This is a genomic window from Epilithonimonas sp. (assembly GCF_036780765.1).
Classification (GTDB): Bacteria; Bacteroidota; Bacteroidia; order Flavobacteriales; family Weeksellaceae; genus Epilithonimonas.
On the sequence record NZ_DAIQCG010000005.1, the window covers coordinates 142,170 to 161,991 of the forward strand.

19 protein-coding genes are annotated in these 19,822 nt (G+C 33.1%); all 19 read right to left on the minus strand.

Annotation, left to right across the window (positions count from 1 at the left end; all coding sequences use genetic code 11):
* Window positions 1–18 precede the first annotated feature (18 nt).
* A complete protein-coding gene (locus V7P73_RS10315) occupies window positions 19–600 on the minus strand; it encodes a hypothetical protein (RefSeq protein WP_333853310.1) in 582 nt (193 codons plus the stop codon).
* 46 nt (window positions 601–646) lie between these two features.
* Window positions 647–1,258, minus strand: coding sequence for a hypothetical protein (locus V7P73_RS10320; protein WP_333853312.1), 612 nt, complete (start codon window positions 1,256–1,258; stop codon window positions 647–649).
* Between the two features lie 374 nt (window positions 1,259–1,632).
* On the minus strand, window positions 1,633–3,378 hold the full coding sequence (locus V7P73_RS10325) for a hypothetical protein (protein WP_333853314.1): 1,746 nt from the start codon (window positions 3,376–3,378) through the stop codon (window positions 1,633–1,635).
* A 133-nt stretch (window positions 3,379–3,511) separates the two neighbouring features.
* On the minus strand, window positions 3,512–3,745 hold the full coding sequence (locus V7P73_RS10330; RefSeq protein ID WP_333853316.1) for a hypothetical protein: 234 nt from the start codon (window positions 3,743–3,745) through the stop codon (window positions 3,512–3,514).
* Between the two features lie 148 nt (window positions 3,746–3,893).
* Complete coding sequence (locus V7P73_RS10335; RefSeq protein WP_333853318.1) at window positions 3,894–4,523, minus strand: hypothetical protein; 630 nt, start codon at window positions 4,521–4,523, stop codon at window positions 3,894–3,896.
* Window positions 4,524–4,530: 7 nt separating this feature from the next.
* The gene (locus tag V7P73_RS10340; protein WP_333853320.1) at window positions 4,531–5,994 is read right to left on the minus strand and encodes a reprolysin-like metallopeptidase; all 1,464 of its coding nucleotides are present in this window, start codon (window positions 5,992–5,994) and stop codon (window positions 4,531–4,533) included.
* Window positions 5,995–6,023: 29 nt separating this feature from the next.
* Complete coding sequence (locus V7P73_RS10345; RefSeq protein WP_333853322.1) at window positions 6,024–6,779, minus strand: hypothetical protein; 756 nt, start codon at window positions 6,777–6,779, stop codon at window positions 6,024–6,026.
* Between the two features lie 7 nt (window positions 6,780–6,786).
* Window positions 6,787–8,091, minus strand: a complete 1,305-nt coding sequence (locus tag V7P73_RS10350; RefSeq protein WP_333853324.1) for a hypothetical protein — start codon at window positions 8,089–8,091, stop codon at window positions 6,787–6,789.
* A 2-nt stretch (window positions 8,092–8,093) separates the two neighbouring features.
* Entirely contained in the window at window positions 8,094–10,049 is a 1,956-nt protein-coding gene (locus V7P73_RS10355; RefSeq protein ID WP_333853325.1) for a type VI secretion system Vgr family protein, read from the minus strand.
* A gap of 300 nt (window positions 10,050–10,349) precedes the next feature.
* Window positions 10,350–10,757, minus strand: a complete 408-nt coding sequence (gene tssD, locus V7P73_RS10360) for a type VI secretion system tube protein TssD (protein ID WP_333852747.1) — start codon at window positions 10,755–10,757, stop codon at window positions 10,350–10,352.
* A 157-nt stretch (window positions 10,758–10,914) separates the two neighbouring features.
* The gene (locus V7P73_RS10365) at window positions 10,915–11,364 is read right to left on the minus strand and encodes a hypothetical protein (RefSeq protein ID WP_333853327.1); all 450 of its coding nucleotides are present in this window, start codon (window positions 11,362–11,364) and stop codon (window positions 10,915–10,917) included.
* 77 nt (window positions 11,365–11,441) lie between these two features.
* The gene (locus V7P73_RS10370) at window positions 11,442–12,803 is read right to left on the minus strand and encodes a DUF5458 family protein (RefSeq protein ID WP_333853329.1); all 1,362 of its coding nucleotides are present in this window, start codon (window positions 12,801–12,803) and stop codon (window positions 11,442–11,444) included.
* Between the two features lie 14 nt (window positions 12,804–12,817).
* Window positions 12,818–13,264, minus strand: a complete 447-nt coding sequence (locus tag V7P73_RS10375) for a type VI secretion system contractile sheath small subunit (RefSeq protein WP_333853331.1) — start codon at window positions 13,262–13,264, stop codon at window positions 12,818–12,820.
* Between the two features lie 71 nt (window positions 13,265–13,335).
* On the minus strand, window positions 13,336–15,711 hold the full coding sequence (gene tssR / locus V7P73_RS10380; protein ID WP_333853333.1) for a type VI secretion system protein TssR domain-containing protein: 2,376 nt from the start codon (window positions 15,709–15,711) through the stop codon (window positions 13,336–13,338).
* A gap of 20 nt (window positions 15,712–15,731) precedes the next feature.
* Window positions 15,732–16,649 carry a PKD domain-containing protein gene (locus V7P73_RS10385; RefSeq protein WP_333853335.1) on the minus strand — a complete coding sequence of 306 codons (918 nt, stop codon included), beginning with the start codon at window positions 16,647–16,649 and terminating at the stop codon, window positions 15,732–15,734.
* Between the two features lie 12 nt (window positions 16,650–16,661).
* The gene (gene tssO, locus V7P73_RS10390) at window positions 16,662–17,186 is read right to left on the minus strand and encodes a type VI secretion system TssO (RefSeq protein WP_333853337.1); all 525 of its coding nucleotides are present in this window, start codon (window positions 17,184–17,186) and stop codon (window positions 16,662–16,664) included.
* 10 nt (window positions 17,187–17,196) lie between these two features.
* A complete protein-coding gene (gene tssO, locus V7P73_RS10395; protein WP_333853339.1) occupies window positions 17,197–17,730 on the minus strand; it encodes a type VI secretion system TssO in 534 nt (177 codons plus the stop codon).
* Window positions 17,731–17,735: 5 nt separating this feature from the next.
* Window positions 17,736–18,407 carry a response regulator transcription factor gene (locus tag V7P73_RS10400; RefSeq protein ID WP_333853341.1) on the minus strand — a complete coding sequence of 224 codons (672 nt, stop codon included), beginning with the start codon at window positions 18,405–18,407 and terminating at the stop codon, window positions 17,736–17,738.
* 984 nt (window positions 18,408–19,391) lie between these two features.
* The coding region (locus V7P73_RS10405; protein ID WP_333853343.1) for a transposase at window positions 19,392–19,822 on the minus strand (431 nt) is incomplete at its 5' end.

A 19,822-nucleotide genomic window follows, 5' to 3' on the forward strand; every position in this document is an offset into this window, starting at 1 on the left:
CAAGAAGAGTTACTGAACTTATACAAGCAGAAAAAATCTTATTTCAATAGTGTCTTTTTCTCTTTTATTCAAGATTTTATCCGAATCTAATTCTTGGTCAAATTCGATTTTAGTTCCTTTGATTAGATTGATTTCTGTTTCAGACGTTTTGTTTTTCCCATCCCAAATAACTCTAGAGATATTAATCAATTCGAAATTTCCATTCTGGAATTTGAAGGTGTATCGACTTTTGAGATCATTAATATCGGTTAACATTTGCAAATTTCCATCTTCAATAAAAAAATCAGGAATTGTATTGCCATTGTGTTCGCCATTTTTATTTTTAGGATATTGACTTTCAATAATTTTTGTAGAGGAAACAACCAGTTTTTTAGTTTTGTTATTTGGCTGAAATAAAAATATTTGAAGTCTCAAAGGCCGTGTCTCATCTTTCAAATCCATTTCTACAACAACTTTGTCCAGCTTTTTATCATTATTCAAATCACCATCTTCTTCCTTCGCAACGTAACTGAAATTATCCTGATTTGAAGTTTTTTGAGCATTCAAATTTCCGGTAATCAATGATATGATTTGGATTGTGTAAAGCAATAGATTTTTCATAACCTAAATTTAAAATAATAAAAAGAGTGAAATTATTATTGTTAAATCAATACTTTGCCAAATCAGAAGCAGTCAAATTCTGGATTTTTGGTAATGGTTTTGGTTTAAATTTCTCTCGAATTTTATATTTTTTTTTTGGTCCAAAATCCTGATCAAAAACAACCTTTGTTCCTTTTAATAAGTCAATTTCGGTTTCCGTAGTTATTTCTCTTCCGTCAGAAATGATTCTCGCAATGTTAGTTAATTCAAAATTCCCATTACTAAATCTAAAAATATAGCGGCTTTTCAGCTCGTTGATATTGGTCAGAATTGTCAGTTTTCCATTTTCGATAAAAACATCAGGAATACGGAAGTTTTTCTTCATTCCATATTTCTCAGCATCATATTGAGGTTCAAGAATTTTGTCGGTAGAAACTGCTAATTTCAGTTTTTTGCTATTAGATTGTGACAAAAAAATCTGCAACTTAAAAGGTCGAATCTCTATAGTATTATCAGCCGAAATAATTATTTTGTCATTGATTTTATCTTTATTCAGATCACCTTCTTCTTGCCCAACTATTTCACTGAAATTATCTTGATTTCCAGTTTTTTGTGCAGACAAATTAATTGATAACGAAAGACAAAATAAAATGAAATAAAATGATGATAGTTTCTTCATAAAAATGACAATTAATGATAAGCTTTACAATATCTCTGATAGTGATTTTAGAAAAGATTTGGAATCTGATATATCATAAAAAACCATTACTAAAGTAATACTGTAAACTGAAAATATGAAAAAAAGAAATACTATTAAAATTAAGAAAAACCGGGATGTTTTATCCATCGGTTTTTTAAATAAATAATACATTAAAAAAATCAATGCTGAAGGTACAACAGCAGCTACCAAACCCGCTTGAGTAATCATCTTAATGATATTGGTTGCAGTAAGTTCGGTAAGATAATGTAAAGATTTATACCAAACTGTAAACCCAATGACGCAGATAATGTAAATGGCCAAACCGATGTACAAGTTTCTAGATTTTCCCATTACTATTGATATCTCGGGTTTCTACCAGAACTGAAAGAACCTCGCAATCCATCTTCCACTTGTTGCCAAAATTGTGTATGACTTAAACTGTGAGAGGTCATGGCGAGATATGGTAATGATCCTGGTCTTTTATCCAATTCTTTGATAGTTGCTTCATCGTTTGCCGTGACCAGAAAAGCGTGATACTGATTTACAAGTGTGTGATATCTTTCTAGATTTCCTCTCAGAATTTTCAGCTGAGCATCTAGATTACCAGTGAAAATATATTCTGCAGCATTAATTCCTTCCGTAATTTTTTGCAGTTGAGCAGGTTTTATAAATTGACTGAAGAGTCTCATCAGTAGATCTTCTAGATTGTTACTTTGTACCGCAGATTGCGTACCTCTTAAAAATGTGTCAAATGCACTTTTCTTTCTTCTGGAATTATAAGAATCGTGCTGGGTAATATTAACGTCTAAAATGGTTAATCCTCTGGTTTGTCTTTGAGGTGTCCAGGAAGTGGCGTCTATACTGTCGGTAATTCCTCTACTTTCGCCAAAAACATTGGCTAGCAAACTTAAGATATAACTGTCTCTTACACCTGTTTTTATATCAAACAAGATGTTAAGCGTGTTGATACCTTGGGTAAGTTTAAGATGTCTTGCAAAGGTAATTTTATCGTGTCTTCCGCCTCCGGAAAAATTCTTATGAACATCATAAGTCCATTGGAGAACGTTTCTCAATAAGCTTATGAATGACTGTTTCTCATTTGCTAAAGTTGAGTTTTCTATTGTTATAGAATCAATGTATTTGATGAATTCCTGAACAATCAAATTGATGCCAAGAAATGCATTAGACATTTCTCGCCACGCAGCAATAGCTTTATTCTCGTTATACCAGCCTTTCAGATATTGCATGATGAGATCCATCTTTACATTTTTCAGGATAGTGATTCCATTTTCAAATTTTTCCATTTGAAAAGACTTCAGTAATCCTTCCATATTAAGTAAACTGAAATTTGCAATCAACTGCTGTGTCAGATCATATTCATTGTGAACATTGATGATTTTACAATCTTGATGGAGTTTCCCGTGGTTTAACTGATGTTTTCTCTGGAAGAATGGAGTAGAGAGGTAAGTAATACTTTTGATTTTCCAAGGGGTGGGAAATTCGGTAAAGTTGTTTCTTTTCAGAATTGCAGATTTCCCTATCATCTCTCTGCTCGTAATGAGTTCGGAAAATTGATTGATGACATTTCCACCGTGCGAGTGACCAATCAGGTGGAGATGAACTTCTTGATTTCTCCAGAAACGGTAAGTTCTCAGCATCACATCTAGCAATCTCTCGGAAGCAAGATTTCTTTCTTTGGTATCATTATCGCCCGACCAGCTGAAAAATTCACCTTCTATATGAAGATCAAGATAGTGCAGTTTTATTTCCTGTATTTTATGCCAAAAATTGTTGTAGCTTTCTTTGGTCTTCTGTTTAAGTTCCGCATCTATTGCTTGCCAGTATTTTGTATTGGCTTGATGTCTTTCTCCAGTAGTATTAATGGGATCTGTAGTTCCTGCGACAAACATTACGACGTCGATAATTCTGCGTGCTGTTTGAGGTGGGTCTTTAGGAGAACCCCAATATAGCCCATTTTCTGTACCTTCTTCCGTAACAGTTCTTGTAGCATTAGTAACAATGTTTTCGTTAGAATACATACTGTGACCTTTTTCAGATACTTTGGTGTAGGTGCCTTTTACAATTCTTGTTCTGCTCATTGCTACTTGGTTTTTATTATATCATATTTCTGTTAAAGAATTCATCTTAAAACTTAATCTGTTAACATATTGTGATTCTCTTTTCGATAAAACTTTATCGGAAACGCCATCCAAAATAATTGTTTCCAAAACATCAGCTTTCTTTTACAAGTTTCCCGTCTTTATCAAATTCATACCAAATTCCTAATTGAAATGTAGTCGAATGCAAATTGAGTGTAATGCCTTTATTATAAATCATATGATTGAGATGATAAACTTTCACAATTTTATATAAAGAATCATTTGGAGTGAACCGATAAGAGATATTAGTTTGATTTCGCATAATTTGGATGTAACCGGAGTCTGTTTTGCACTGCAGTTTGATCATTTTTAGTTGGAAATAAAACTACAAATTTTCCCGAACTGTAAACGTTTTGCGTATTAATAATTACATAAAGCATCTGCTAAATTTTCTTCCTCTGCTGAATAGGTCTTCCCATTTTTTAAATGAAGTTTAACTAATTTATATTGAGCATTTAGTTATTAATGTAGTTTCTATCTTTTCTTGAAATCACTTTTCCTGAAATTCCATCGAGCTTTATAGTTTCTAAAATATCAGGTTGCTTTAACCATTCTATTGTCCACCAAGGATGATTGTTTTCTAAACCTCTCTGGATTGTAGTGTGGTAGCCTGTGCTTTGTAGAATTGGACCTTTATCGACTTGTATTTTTTCTTTTTCACAAAATGCTAAAATATCTTCAAAAGTGAATTTGAAGGGTTTATCGTAATCTGTCTCTTTTATAAGTTTTCCACTTTCATCGAATTCATACCAAATTCCCTTTCTAAATGTTGTCCAAGGTAAATTTAGTGTCAATCCTTTACTCTTAATATTACCATTTTGAAAATATATTTTCACAATGGTATAATTGGAATTTTTAGGTGTTTTATTATATCCTTTTCCATAAGAACCTTGATCTAGTTCAATATATGATCCGTCGGCTAAAAATTCTCTGAATGTGAGTGAGTTTTCTTTTTTAGATGAATTAAATTCAATTTGATTAAATTTTTCATATTTATTATCGACATATGGTGTCATGTTTTTTATATTTTGGGATTTACAAGAAGAAATAAAAAATAGGCTGATTAAAAAAAATATCTTTATCATAACAGTTTTATTTTGTGTTTGTATTGGCTTTTACCCACTGCCATTTCCAAAGATTGTAGCGAGTTTGTGAAACACGGTGAGAATAATCCATTATATTTTCTGTCTTCGCATATTCATAAGTAAATTCTGCATTGGAATCTGCCTCAGAGTTAGTAAAACTGTGAGGTAATGCAAAACTATGTAAAAACTCGTGAGCAGCTGTTTGATCATTCTTAGTGGGAAATAGAACTACAAATTTCCCACTGCTATAGCCATTTAAACCGTTTATTGCACCGGAAGCATCTACAGAACCTCCGTTTTCTCCAAGATATATGGCTTTGTAGTGGTTATCATATTTGTTTTCAGCTTCCTTGTTATTTTTGAGTTCTTCTTTCAGTTTAGAATTGATGTAGTTTTCCAGTGAAATAAAGCCTTTGGGAGTGTTTGATGTAAAGCTATAATAAGCTGCAATCTGATTACCTATTACATATTTCCCACCTATTTGGAAATTGGGATCTGAAGAAAGATCGATGGTTTTGGTTTCCACATCTGTCTCAATCAGCGCTTGACAAAGATAATTCTCAAAGAGAGCTTTTTGTCCTGCTGAGTTACCTGTTTTCGAACTCGATCCAATGATTGGAGTTTTTACTTCTATTAATAAGACTTTTGCTTTCTTTCTTCTTGGTTTGTGGTTTGCCCATACTTTTAATCTTCCTGCTACTTCAGAAACTTCTACGCCTGCTGAATTTTTTTTAGTTGCTATCACTTCTATAATTTGATCTGTTGCAAATTCTTCCAGACATTCTATCGTTACAAAGTCTTTGAGAGTATGTTTTCCCTTTGTCTTGGTAGCAATTTCCATTGGCGAAATGTTGAAAAGCTTATTTTCTTTAAATTTAAGTGTATCTGGTTCTTCATCGACTTCAATATTGAGAGTCAATAAGGCTTTAGTATTTTTATAGTTCGAAGGTTCTAATTTTTGTGTCCTCGTGTTTTTTATTTTGGTAGGATACAAAGAAACCCAAGAACAGTAATATTTTTCCGCTGTTCCGTCTGCTTTCTTTTTCCAAGGAATATTGTAAACACCATAAACTCTTCCTAAGTTAGAATATAAAGTAGGAGATTTCTGAAAGCTTCCGTTGTAATCATTAATATCAGCTACAAGAGTAGTATGTGTAGAATCTGTATATTGTTTAGCGACAATATTCTCGTAATTGGTATCGCCAAAAACCGAAGTCTCTCCAAGTCTCATCCAGTCAAAACCATAATCTTCACCTTTCCATCCATCCTTACTGCGAAAATGAACCACGCATTTTGCTTTGATTTCTGTTGGAGGAGGATTTGAAGGAGTTCCATAATATATGCCAAGTTTTTCTCCAACTTCTGAGATCCATTTCACGGCATTGGAGATGATACTTTCATTAGAGTACATCGTATGACTTTTATCGGATACTTTGGTATATGTTCCTTTGACAAATCTGGTTCTGCTCATATTTCATTTTCTTTAATAGTGAAAACAAATTATTTTGGGAAAATAATGTTGTAATTAGGATAAGTCCCAATGCCGTTTTTACCTGATTTTTTTCCAATGTATTCTTTTATCAGAAGCTCTTTTCCTGTAACTCCATCTAAACAAATAAAGTAAATTCCTTTTTTGTTTTCAACGTTTCCTTCAACATTAACAATCAGCCAGACTAATTCATTTTTCAAACTAAGTTCTGGCAACAAAAATTTAAAATCATTTGCGGATCCTCGTAAGATCATTGGTTTAGGAATTTCAGAATTTGGAACTGTTTTAAAATACGCTTTGTCCAGATTAAAGTTTTTTCTTTTCAAATAGTTAAATACATCCTGATTGTTAAATTTGAAGAGAGCATCGTAATTTATTTCATTGATAATTTTTCCATCTTTTCCGTAATCCACTGCAGTTACATCAAAACCATAAATAGATTTTTTATCACTTCTTACCGCATTTCCATTACTGCCGTATTCTGTATTTTCTATGAAATCATTATTCTCAAACGTTTTTTTATAGCCTGTTTCGCTATCTCCTTCAATGGTAATTTTATTATTTTCTTTAGTTTCGACTAATTTATAATGTTTGATGTTTTTACCATTGGGATTATCTGTTGAGCTTACTGCGCCATTATATGAAATGTCAGAGATTGTTGCATTCTTTTTTAGATATTCCAGATCTAGCATATTTTTGTTTTTATTGTTTTGACCGTTACAGGATAAAATACCAATACTCAAAAAAACGATTATTAATCTTTTCATTTCAAATCTATTTTAAGAATTTGTGCAAAATATTCCATTGCCACGCAAATGTTGATATTACGGGGAATTTTCTGTTTTCGAAATCCGAATAATCCATCACATTATCTGTTTCAAAATTCAAAAAAGTGAATTTGCTATCATTGTCAAATGTGTGATAAAGATTCATAGCGTGTAAAGCTTCGTGTACCAATGTGCTATCATTAAATCCGATGTTAAGAACAACAACCGATTTCTCAGGAATCCCAATGTCCATTGTCTGTCCAAACAATCCACCAGCAACATCATCAATAAAAAAGATTTTCATGTAGTCAGTGTATTTCGGATCAAATTTTATCATCGTTTCATAAAGAACATCAAAAACGTCAGATGAAGTAGGGCCGTATATTCTATAACTGTCCTCGAATTTTTTCTTTTGTGAAGCTGATAGTCTGTTGATATGTAGATTGGCGGTGACAAAACTTGGAATTATCAGAGCTTGGTTAAGGTATTTTGTGATTTCCTTTTTTCTTGATTCTAGATTAAGAGTAGAAAAATTACCTTTCCCGTTGTGAACGTTAATCAAAGCAACAGTCATTTTTTTTTGATGAGCCACATTGTTCGGATTGATTCTCATTCTGCCAACTGTTTCCTCAAAACCACTTTCGGAAACTGCAATTACATCCAGATATTCATAAGCATTATGGGCTGCAATATTTGTGATTTCCAAATCATTATACAAAGTCTTTTTTCCGACAGTATTGTAGGCAATTTTATCTTTATTAAGTTTATAATATTTAGAATTAATTTTATATCGCAACTCTTTCGGCTGTTCTTTAATTTCTACTTTTAAAGTAAATTTTGCCTTCGAATTCGGCATCAGAGAAAGAATTGGAACAACGTACAAATCATTTTTCCAAACTACATTGAAGAGATTGAATTGTTTTAAAAGATTATCATATTCATCATTACTTTTTTTGAACGTTCCACCATTAAATTCTTGAAGTAATTTTTTCTTAGAATCACGATATTTGCCAATAATATCACGGTACCAATATTTGTCGCCTTTTCTACCAGTATCATTATCTCCCATTCTAATCCAATCGAAACCAAATTCTCCATTCCACTTATCATGGGGACGAAAATGCACGATGCATTTTGCATTAATCTTTCCAGCAGATGATTTTGAAGGATCGCCATAGCTCACACCTTTTTCTTCACCTTTCTCAGTAACAAAATCACTCGCAGTAGTCACTATATTCTCATTAGAATACATACTGTGTCCTTTCAGAGATAATTTGGTGTATTTTCCTTTTACGATTCTGGTTCTGCTCATTTTTAATTGGCTTTAGATTTCTCTCCGCTATTATTCTGAACTTCTTTTTGTGCGTGCTTATGAATGGATTCGTTGGATTGGATATTCATAGATTTCTCACTCACTTCCGTTCTTTCCATTTTGGTTTCGCTGTGAACATCGCCATCAATCATTTCGGTTAATTTTCCTGTGATGAACATACTGGCGTCGCCTGCAACGGATGTCAATTTCATAGCACCAATACTTTGGGTTGAGTTCATTCCGATGCTTTGGGTATTATTCATTCCAATCGTCTCAGAAGCATTCTGACCAACACTCGTTGTCATATTTTCGGTGACATTGATGTTCATATTCTTACAATTCAATGTCATTGTTTCCGGAGCTGTGATGTTAATGTTGCTTCCGGTGGTGTCCAAATGAATCTCATTACCACTTTTATCAGTAATAATAATACTTTCATCTTCTGTGAAAACAACTTTGTGTCCGCTTCTTGTCATAATAGATTTGACACGATTATCTGCAAAACCACCTAAAGCTGTTCCACCGTGGAACATTCCTCCCATTACAAATGGCCTGTCTGGGTGATTGTGAACAAAGCCAACCATAACCTGATCGCCAACTTCAGGAATCGCAACGTAACCTCTGTTTTGTGTAATCTGATCTGTTCCGCCAGCATCGGGACTCATCATTCTGATAAAGTTGGTAGTGTCGTGCAGTTGCCAGTCAAATTTAACTGTGATTCTGCCTTGTCCTTGTGGGTCTGTATTGCTGATAACAGTAGCAATCTGTGGTTGCGCTGCCGGAACTGTAAACTCTGGTTTTGGAAGAAATCCTGTATCGCTGGCAATGGCTTTGAAAGTTCCTTTGTAATTTCCTAATGTATCGACATCGTGCGAAGTCTCAATAACCATTATTCTGGTAAAATAACTCGTTTGATTGCTGTCTGGTTTTCTCATTTCCAAATCTGCAACACATCCCGGATATAAGAAAGGAATCGAGATATTTCCTGTAACAGTGAAAACTTCTACAGCTTTGCTTCCTGCGGCGCTTTCTTGGGAATTAACTACATCTTTATCCGTAACCGCTTTTATTGGTGAAACCTGTAAAGATCTTGTGGTGAAAATTCCGTTTTGGGTTTGACCGTAAGCACTTTTTGCCAGATCACTTTTATGTTTAATCGGCGTTTCTCCCGAAGTCAGTTTGCTATTCTGACTGCTGTTGTAACCATAGAATTCGGGTTTAGTGTGAATCGCTTTTAACTCTACGCGGATATCGCTGACATTACTTCCATAGATTAATTTGAGTGGAGGATTTTGTGGTGGGAGTTTACCAAAATGTAAAACTTCGCCATCATAATAAAACTGTTCTCCGTAAGCTTCCGCCATTCTTGCGAGGTAATTGTAATGCGTTTCATTATACTGAACACTGAATGGAATTTCAGAAAAATCATTCGCATCCACACGAACATCATACTTGCTGCTTCCCAAACCTTCTTTGATAAGTTGTGAGGCAATGATGCTCATATTTACTGGCGATTCTCCCCCAAAACTCTGGATGGTTGGTGCTGCATCCAGTAAAATTGTTGGACTGAAACCGCCAAGAACAATATTCGGTAATCCGCCCTTTTCCTGACTGAATCCAACTCTGGTAATAACACCTACAAAAGTCCTTTCCGGACTTTCCTGAATGTCTTTGTATTTTTGAACGATTGTAATTCTTTTTCCTAAAAACTCTTGGCTGGATTCCAGATTATGGTTTTCCTTGTTTCCTAAAGTATCATGTGCCAGAATCAGTTCAAACTCGTGATGTTTAGAGCTGTTTTGAGATAATGTGAAATGTTTGTAATGCGAGATTACTCTCCCTTCAATCACAATATTAAGTTTGACAAGGCGGTTGATTCCAAAAATCTGACTCGATGAGATGGAGTTGGCACTGTTGTCCGGTTTGAAACTTTTTGTAGTAGTATTGGAAGTAGCCATATTTTGTGATTTTTTAGTATTAAATATTTTATACTTTGTTTAAACTAAACTTGGTCTATCGCTTCTGTGAAGGCTTTTTTTTGAATATTGAATTTAAAATCAATAATATCGAATCGATAAAAAATTATCATTAGCAATTATTTATTGATAATTAATTCGCAACAATCTTCCTGAAATCATAGCAATAATAATGCAATTGTCGCTCAAAAGATTGTTAATTAATCAAAAATCCTGATGAATGTCTCCAAAGAGGTTTTTCATCAGGATTATTTTTTACTTTAAAGATAAATAATCAGATGATTATTTAGCACCTGGCCAAACGCCGTCGTAAGCTGAGTTACCGTAATCGATTTTCTCTGCACTTACTACAAAACTGATGAACATATTATCCTCGTTCAAAGCATCGTAATCTACTTCGTGCTGGATAACGTACCCATTTTCCCACTTCAGAGTCGTCAAAGTTCCTTCTTCGTGGGATTTGTTGAAAGTGACTTCACCACTGGTTGGCTTGTACTTACCATTCAATAAACTTTCCAAAATTCCTGAATCTTCAGTCGCTTCCACAGTGATTTTGATCAATGCATTGGAAGGGTCTGATGCAACTCTACCGGAAACATCCGTGTTTCTTGATACACCATAATTCAGTTTAAGAATTTTTTGCTCTGATCCGCCGTTGAATTTTAATACGGCTCTTGAATTGTTTGCCATGATTTCTAAAATTTAAATTGTTAATATATTGTATTGTGTATTAGTGTGTTCCTTTCTTTTAACATACCAAAGATAGAACCACATCACAAAAAAATCAGTAGTAGAATTACTACACTTTTAGAGAATATTGGAAATGAAAAACAATTCAGTATCAATTTTATTGAGAAATCTGGGCGGGTAAAGTTTGATAATCAACTCCCATATCTTTGACTAATAACTTATAGGATTGCGGATTGATAAGGTAAACAGCCGTTGAGTCTTTATCAGAATCATTAGTCTTTAAATCATAATTCGAAATAATATAGATTGGAAATCGAATACTGTCTTTTGCGGATTTTACGATCGTGCCAGAATTGATTTTATAGATATTAACATTTTTATCTTCGATTTTAAGTTTATTAATCAACTCAAAAGCATTCGTTTTTATAACAATTAAGCTTTTGTCTGAAGCTTCTTGTGGTGTTAATGTTTTTTTAGGCTGTTCATTTCTTTGATTTTCAAAAAGATCTATCGAATAATGATCCGGCCTTTCATATTTTTTCTTGCAGGAAATAGTGAATGATAATAAAACGATCGTATATATAAAGTAAAAGTGTGTCGTTCTCATCTCGGTAGATTTAAATGAAAAAGGGAACTCATAACTTATTGTTGCAAATTCCCTTTGTTATTAATTTTTTATTGGGCTTATTCCTGTTGATATTCAGCATCCCATTCGTTACCGTCGTCTCCTTTGTGTCCATCCAATTTGATGACGAAACTTTTGGTTGGGAAGTAAGGTGTCATTCTGATATCCAGCCAAACACGGTCTTTATTCACTCTATCCTGTTCAAATCTTACAATTTTAAATTTCTCGATCAATTTGTCTGGACCTTTGATTCCGTCAAGAAAAGTTACGATTTGTCTTCTCAAATCATCTTCGTTTCGTGGATTCCAGTTTTCAAATGCTCTTCTGTTAAGGAAATCGAGCAGAACCTTAGTTACATAATCGAAAACTCTTACAACAGAATAAGTTTGTAACCCAATGTTATCTCCGGTGAATAATGTTTTTGCGGAGAATGCCATAATTTTTCCATACTCATTCACCATTGGAACCAATCCCATTTTTTCAAGCTGAGAGATTTCGCTCTTCTTAAGGTCAAATTTCACAGCATCCACTTCATTGATATTTCCGTGTTTTTTACCTGCGGCAACTTGTGACATCAACGTTTTATAAATTTTCCCAGCCATAGAAGTTGAAGGTGGAAGATCAACATTTTCCTCTTCGCCTACTTCCTCAGCTCTGCCTCTTCCTACAAGCCAGTTTGTAGTCATAATCACATTACTTCTATGAAGTTCGCCACCTGTAAGATTAGCAGAATGGAAAAGATCCACAACATCATCCGGTTTGTCAAGATTAGCAAAATCCGTTACCAGCATTACTTTGTTTTCGTTACAGATTTTTGCCCATTTTTCAACGACTTTATTAGATCCCAAATATCCTGGAATCGCTAGAATAGAGTAGTTGTCTCTCAAATCAAGACGGTCGTAATTTTGTTTAAATTCATCTGCAATTGCATCAATGAAAATCGGATTGTCTAAATCTTTCATCTGCTCCAAAGATGCATTCACGATGCTTACATTGTCAACTTTGTCAAGCTCTGTATTCTTAAAAAACTGAGCCATCGTTCTATACGACGTTTCAAGTTCGCGGATCGCACCAAGGCTATTTTTAAGATTGGTTTTAAGATTTTTTTCCGCACTCTGCGCTTTTGTTTTACAAGCTTCTGCCATTTCTTCAGCAGTGGCATTATTTTCCAAAAGTGAAATCCACAGATTCAGTTTTTGAGCTAAATCTTTTCTTTCAGTTTGTTTATTAGTATCATTTAAGAAGATTTCTTTACGTGCTTTTCTCGTTGGATTCATATTGGCAATCCCGTCTACAACGGTTTCTATAAAATTGAATCCACCAACTTTATTGAGATCGTTAATCGCTGAACCTCTTCTTTGATCTTGCTGTTGTTCTGCAGCTTGCTGATTTTGCGGTGCTGCTTGTTGTCTGTTGTCCATAGTTTTTGTGTTTATTATTTTTCAAGTTCACCTGCTACTTCTTTCAAAACTTCTATCAAAGCATCTTTGGTTTGAGGATTTTCAAGAATATTTTTTAGAATTTTATTATTCTTCAGTTGTCTCAGTATTTTGTTGTACTGTTCCTGTTCTATGCTAAGAGTTTTCAGATATTCTGAATTCTGAGTCAGATTTTTTGGAGTGAAATCTCCCAATTGCTGAAACCTGAATTCTTCATCTATGTAAGTTCCGTCTTCTGTCTCGTGCTGAACAGAAATAGAAGGTTGAAAATGTTTGAAAACATCATCTACCGATTTCAGACCTTTTACAATTTCCGGAACAAATGGTTCATCTGCTGTAAGTTGACTTACAATTAGCGATCTGTTTTCCTGAATTTCTTGGATTGCTTCGTTGGCGTCAACTTTTACTTCGTTTCCCCCAACACCATAATTAAACATTGCCATATTATTTATTTTTTGTGATTGATTTTCTGATTTTTTACTGAAATATTTTAAAATCTTATTGAATGAAAACATTACAGAGATTCTACTGGTTCGATGGTTGGCATAAAGAATCTATTAAGCCAATAAAACTTTTCTCCGTTTTGATCTATGATGATCTTTGGGTTACTTTTATTGTTTAGCAATCTGTCTGCCAATGTTTTATATTGTTTGAAATAGTTTCTTACAATCTCATTGGAAACTACTTTCGGTTGTTTCCATCCACTCAGCTTATATGTAGAAAGTGTTTCTTCCGCTGAGTTATCAAATCCTGTACTGACAGCGACAGAATAAGCCATAGACTGATTTCTCAGTTTTGATTTATCAAATTTCGTATCGCCAGAATAGTGCTTTTTAAGCGTATTCAGGTAAGAATTAATTGCCGATCCTTGGCTGAAAGTAGCAGTGAAGCTTTTTGTCTCTTGATAAACTTCTTGATAAAAAGCTCTCAATTTATCATACTCAGTTTCAGATAATAAAATTCCTTTTTCGACAGCTGGATAACTTTCCTTTAACTCAGTAGAAAAAGTTCCTTTGGTTATAAATGGATTGTTATAAGTAATCAACTGCGTTGTAGTTTCCGTTGGGATAGGTGTTGGCGCATTGGAAAACTGATTTCTGAAATCCGGCTTTACGATCGTTTTGGAACTTCCTACAGCTGATTTGAAATAGTTAGTCAAAGATGTATTAACCGTTTTATTATAATCAATAACCTGAGTAATTAAACTATCTAATGATTTAACAAGCAGATTGCTGGAATTGATTTCGCCCTTTCTCGGATAAACTACAAAACCCTGAGCCATACTTGCTTTCGGGTAATCCAAAGAATAAACGCCGCCTTCGCCCATTACAAGGTTGTAATTGTTCTTATCCATAATCATTTTTTGATCAACGATTCTGGCTTTGTCCAATTCTGCAATATTTCTGGCTGTTCCCGTTAAAACATTTTCTGAGAATAAAACGAAGTTGTTATAATAATCAGAAGAACCTGATGCAGATTGGAAAAACAACATTTTGGCGCGAGCTTTAGTCAGGTTTCTCATTGCTTCGCTAAGTCCTCCGTAACTGGACGCAGTAGATCCTACAACGATAACAATATTAGTCTCGTCAGAATTGTTTTTGATTAATTCTCCAGTAGTTGAAAGTGCTTCTAAAAGAGGTTGTGCGCCACTATTGCTACAATTTTGATTGGATGTTTGCAAGTCTATAAAAGAATTGATTTCCTCAAAATTATTACTCAAAGCTGATGGCAAAATATCTTCTCCACAATTGTTGTTTTTGTAAAGAACAGCGCCGTATTTGATGCTTTTAAAATATTTTAATTGATCTAATTTCAACTGGATATCCTGAAAAACAGATTTAGCTAAAGCAGAATTCTGGATATTATCTCGGCTGATATCAACCGTGAAAACAATGTTAAGATTTTTACTTCTGTTTGTTATTTCTTTGAATCTGTCATAATAAACAGGCTGTCCCAAAACATTATAAACAAAGTTTTTACTATAATCTAAAGCGTTTGTGAAGAATCGCGCTTTGTTAGAATTATCAATCATCGAAGGCGTAACAGAAACCAGATTTTCTATAGCAGTTCTGTTGACTCCGTCAGAAAGAGAGAAGTTGGTTTCTGTCAAAGATCCGTCTGGATTTTGTTTGTTGATAGCTAAATTATTTTCATTAGAGTAATTGAAATCTGATGAAACTTTCAAAGCTGTTCTGTCGCCCCAATTGGCAATCATATTAGAACTAATCCAGCCGTAAACATCTTTGGAAATACTATCGATTTTTAGATTTGGAGATTTTCCAATTAAGAATCTGTTATTAGCTTCGGATTGTTTGTAGATGTAAACCAATTGACCAACAGCAATTTTTTTACTGATAGGTTTTGTGAGATCCGGCGAAGAAAAAATCAAAGCTGAATCACCTTTCATATATTTTGAACCGTTTTTCAAAACATCAGAATTATTTGGAGAGATAACCGCTTTTACATTGAAACCATTATCGCTTCTTTTCAAAGAATTGGTCCAAAGTAATAATTGATCTTTCGGAATCCAACCATAAGTTTTAACTGATTTGGATGGGATTTTTTTCATCAAAGCATCAGGATTATATTCTGCAACTTTGATAAGATTTTTGGATGATTTTTCTTTTACTACTAGTAGTGGTTCTAGGAATTTAATTTCTTTAGGCGATTTTTCTTCACCTTTATCCATAAAAACTGTATTGTTCGCACGATCAGAAATTACCACCCAAGGTTCAGAATTTTTAGGAAATCCGTCATTCACTTTTACTTGATCTACATAGCCATAAAAATCAGAATCTGGTGTTTGTTGAGAAGGAATCCTTACTGAACATCCAATCAATATATATACAGAACCAAAAAGGTAGGCAGCGCTAAGGAAGTTATTTTTCATAATTTATTTTTTTAGTTTATTTACTTGCTTTGCTTTACTTCTACTTTAACAACACAATTTTGATTGGTGTCCAAAGTGGTTTTCACTTCCTGTATAGAATTATTTTTATCAAATTGCAAACCCATACAATAGTTGTAGAATGAGTTGTTTTTGTCATTCACGGTAAGTCCAATATTGTCTTTATTACACAGATAAGTACTGAGAAGATAATTGTAATGACTATTGAAATTGCTTCCGTTGGCGATTTGCTGAAGATGATATTTAAAATCATCATTGATTTTGCTGTAGATATCCGTTACTGTTGGCGCTGTAGCAACTTCATCATCCAGATCTTCATAAGCGGGAAGAATTTTTATCATATGCTGAATAGGCTCATTATCAATATCGGTATATAAAGTCACAATGTAATTTCCTGGATTTTTGAAGGCGTAAGTTGCCATTTTTTCTTTTGCATCAATGTTTCCGGTTTCACCAAATTTCCAAGTGTAAATCTTTGCGTCAGGAGAATCTGCACGGAAAAAAACATTTTCCAATTGCATCGCTTGACTTGGCGCATCTATTTTGGTGGCGACTTTTGTTGTATCTGCAGGTTTAGAAAAACCACCTGAAACCAGAATAGGAAAGGACTTGGTGTATTTGTTATCAATGATTAATGACACTTGATAATAACCAGGTTTCTTGAAAAAGTGCGCGCCTTTGTTTTTGTCAGAATTAAATCCATCTCCAAAATCCCATTTTCTTGTTTTTCCGAAAGTGGTGTTATCTTCGAAAGTCAATGTATCGCCCACATTGAGAGATGTTGGATAAACTGCTGCAACAATATCGTCTGAGCTATGGATGACTTTTCTCTGTAACCACAAAATAATAATGGCCGCTAAAAGCAAAAGACTTATTACTGCAATAATAATGTTCTTCCTGTTTTTTTGGATGTAATTCATAATTAAAAGTTGTTAGTTATTTTTCATAAGTAATGCGTTATCTCTTTGCAATTTTTGATTTTTACGTTCCTTGAAACCAATAGAGCAATCCTCAAATTGTTTGGTGAAAATCTTGATATTTTCGTTTTTTTTACCGGCGATATTTTTGTCTTCCACATACATTTTGTAGAATTGGGCAATCTGCTTGTAAGATTCTTTTCGAGGGTCTGTGATATTCACAGTTTCGAAGATGTTAGCAATATCGTTGATGCTGTATCGGATTTCGTTTTCTAAAAGAGGATTTTGATTCTCAGCAGACACTTTTTCGATTTTATTAAAAGTACTGTCTATAACCGGCTGCGCAATTTTTTGACGATCATCAAACTTCACTTTCTCTTCCAATGTTTGGATTGCCAGAATATCAGAATTGTTGAAAGGCGACTCATAACGGTACAAAATAATTACTGAAAGTAACAAGACTGCAAAAAAGAGTAGCCCCAAGAGGTACAAGAAGTAGTATCTTTTTTCTTTGTTGGAAAGGATAATTTTGGCTTGCATAGTTTTTAGTTTATTTTAATCGTCTTGCTATTTTTCCACCTGGCTCATTATTTTTGATTTGGGTATTGATTTTTTCTACTTTCCCCATACATTCATTTAGGTTTCTTATGGCATTTCTTTCTTTAGCAGTTACATTGATGAGTTCATTTTTGAAAATGGTCATTTTTCCAATGTTTTTCGTCAGCGTAGAATATTGTTTGAAAGATTTGCTGCTATCCGCTCCCATAATATTTTTCGTGTCCTGAAGATCCTCCAGAATTGAGTTTCTAAGGAAAATATCATTCTGTACTCGGTCTGTATTCAGCAAAGCCATTTTATAGTAAATAGTGTCCATTTTAATTTTCAAAAGTTCATTTCTACTGAGAACATTTTTATAGTCATTTAGTTCTTTTTGGATTTGTTCTCTCTGAATTGTTGAGCTTTTGAAAAACAGAAAAACCGTTGTTAAGCTGATTGATATTAAAATAATGAATGAAAATATGAATCGGATAATTCCATTTCTTACATCATCTGAATTCAGTCTTTTTTGTCCCTGTGTAGCCATGATTTCTAAATACTTGAATTATAATATCCGTTTTCTACACAAAATCTGGCAAGGTCCAATTTGCTTTTAAGTCCCAATTTTTCAGTTAATCTGTTGATGTAAGTGTCAATTGTTCTTGTACTTAAGCTTATTCTGTCTCCGATTTCTTTATTGCTGAATCCTTCATAACAGAGTTTAATGATGTGAATCTCTGTAACATTCAGTTCGTCTTGCTGTTTTTTCTGGCGATCCATGTAACTTTTCACAACTTCTTCCTGAGAAGCCCATTCTTTTTTATACTCCTCATAATCAGAATTTTTACTCAGAATACAATTTCTAAGAATATCTTTTATGATGATGCTGTTTTTTTGACAGTAGTAAGTGTTAGGAATTTCGCTGAGTGTAGCAGCCATATCATCCTGATATGTTGTAGAATAGGTGAGAATTGGAACATCCTTATTGTGCTGACGAATGTATTTAATCGCTTCAATTCCACTTAGAATAGGCATAAATAAGTTGATGATGAATACATCTTCCTGCTTTCTGTAAAGCCTGTTGATTAATTCGTTACCGTTATTACAATCATTAACAATAGAAAACAAAGGATTTTCCAAAAGCATTTTAACCAAAAACTGCTTAAAATAGAAATCGTTTTCTGCGATTGAAAAGCGTATTGCTTTTGTAGAAGTATTGTACATATTGAATATTCAGGGATTTTAGTTTTTATAAAAGGAGGCCGAAAATTTCGAAGTATTTAAATCAATCGATTTAATAAAAGCTAAATCAGAAGAATATTCTGCTGGGAGGTATTTTCCTTTTTGCAGGACAGTAAAAGGAAATGATAAAATGATAAAGTAGGCTATTCGCTATAATCATTAAATAATTTTTAATAGTGTTTTAACAAAATTCTAAATCCGTTAATATTATTATTGAAATAGTATCAAAAAAATAAATATCAAATATGTTGCCAATAAATTAGTAATAACTCAAATATGTTAAATATTAGTTAATTTTAATATGCTATTGTTGATGAATTAATATTTAATTAAAATTGTGAAAACGTAGATATAATGGGAGTTTAGAAGTAATTTGTTTTGCTTTCTAGGCAGTGACTTTATTTTTTTCGAAACATTACACATAATGATTTTTTAATATTTCGAAAACTAGAATGAAGAAGTCTAGAACCTGTTTGTAGTATAAATTTTAAGATATTACAGATTGTAAGTTTGTATGGACACAGATTTATTTTCCTATTTTTACTTGATACAATTTTTAAATGGCAAGAGAAATTCTTTATAAATTAAATCGCAAAAATTATAGAAGAACAGATTCTTTCCCAAAACCTTAGGATTGGAGATAAATTACGCTTACATTTGGATATTTGTGTATGATGATCTTTGCGAAAACTTTTGTCTAACCTACAAATGTATACTTGCTTGATTAATGATTTTTATCAACTATGCTTATTAATTTTACCTCTATCTATGTTTTAAAATATCTCCACTATTATATCATTCTTTATACTTTGAATTCTAGTTTTTAAATATTAGTTTTGGTCAGCTAATATTAAAAAAACTTAGCTTAAACAATAAGGAGATAATGGTAATAAAACCATTTTTTATAATTTATATGGAGTATGCAGATATTATATAAGATTAAATATAAAATAACCTGTTGTGCATTTAGCATAAATTAATTTTTAATTTGTTCAAACTTCTTTTGAATATGAAAAAATTTAGATATTGAATCATTGTAAATGAAGTTATTTTTGATGTTATTCTTGTTATCAAACCTTGAAAGGTTTTAGCAAGGTTGATGTTGATTGAGAACTGTCCGCACAGTTGCGATATATTGGTTTCAATCCTTTTTCTGATTTTTGATTTTGTCTTGGAAAATTCTACAAAATCATACTGATTTTTACGCATTGGAACAGAGAGCTCAATGTTGGAATAATTGAATAAATCAACTCTTAAATTTTCACTGATGTATCCTCTGTCGCCTATCAACAAACAATTCTTTAAATTTTCTTTCACATCCTTCAGATAATTTACATCATGTAAATCAAACGAATGGAAGATTCCGTTTTTGTCACAAACCGCATGAAGTTTGAAGC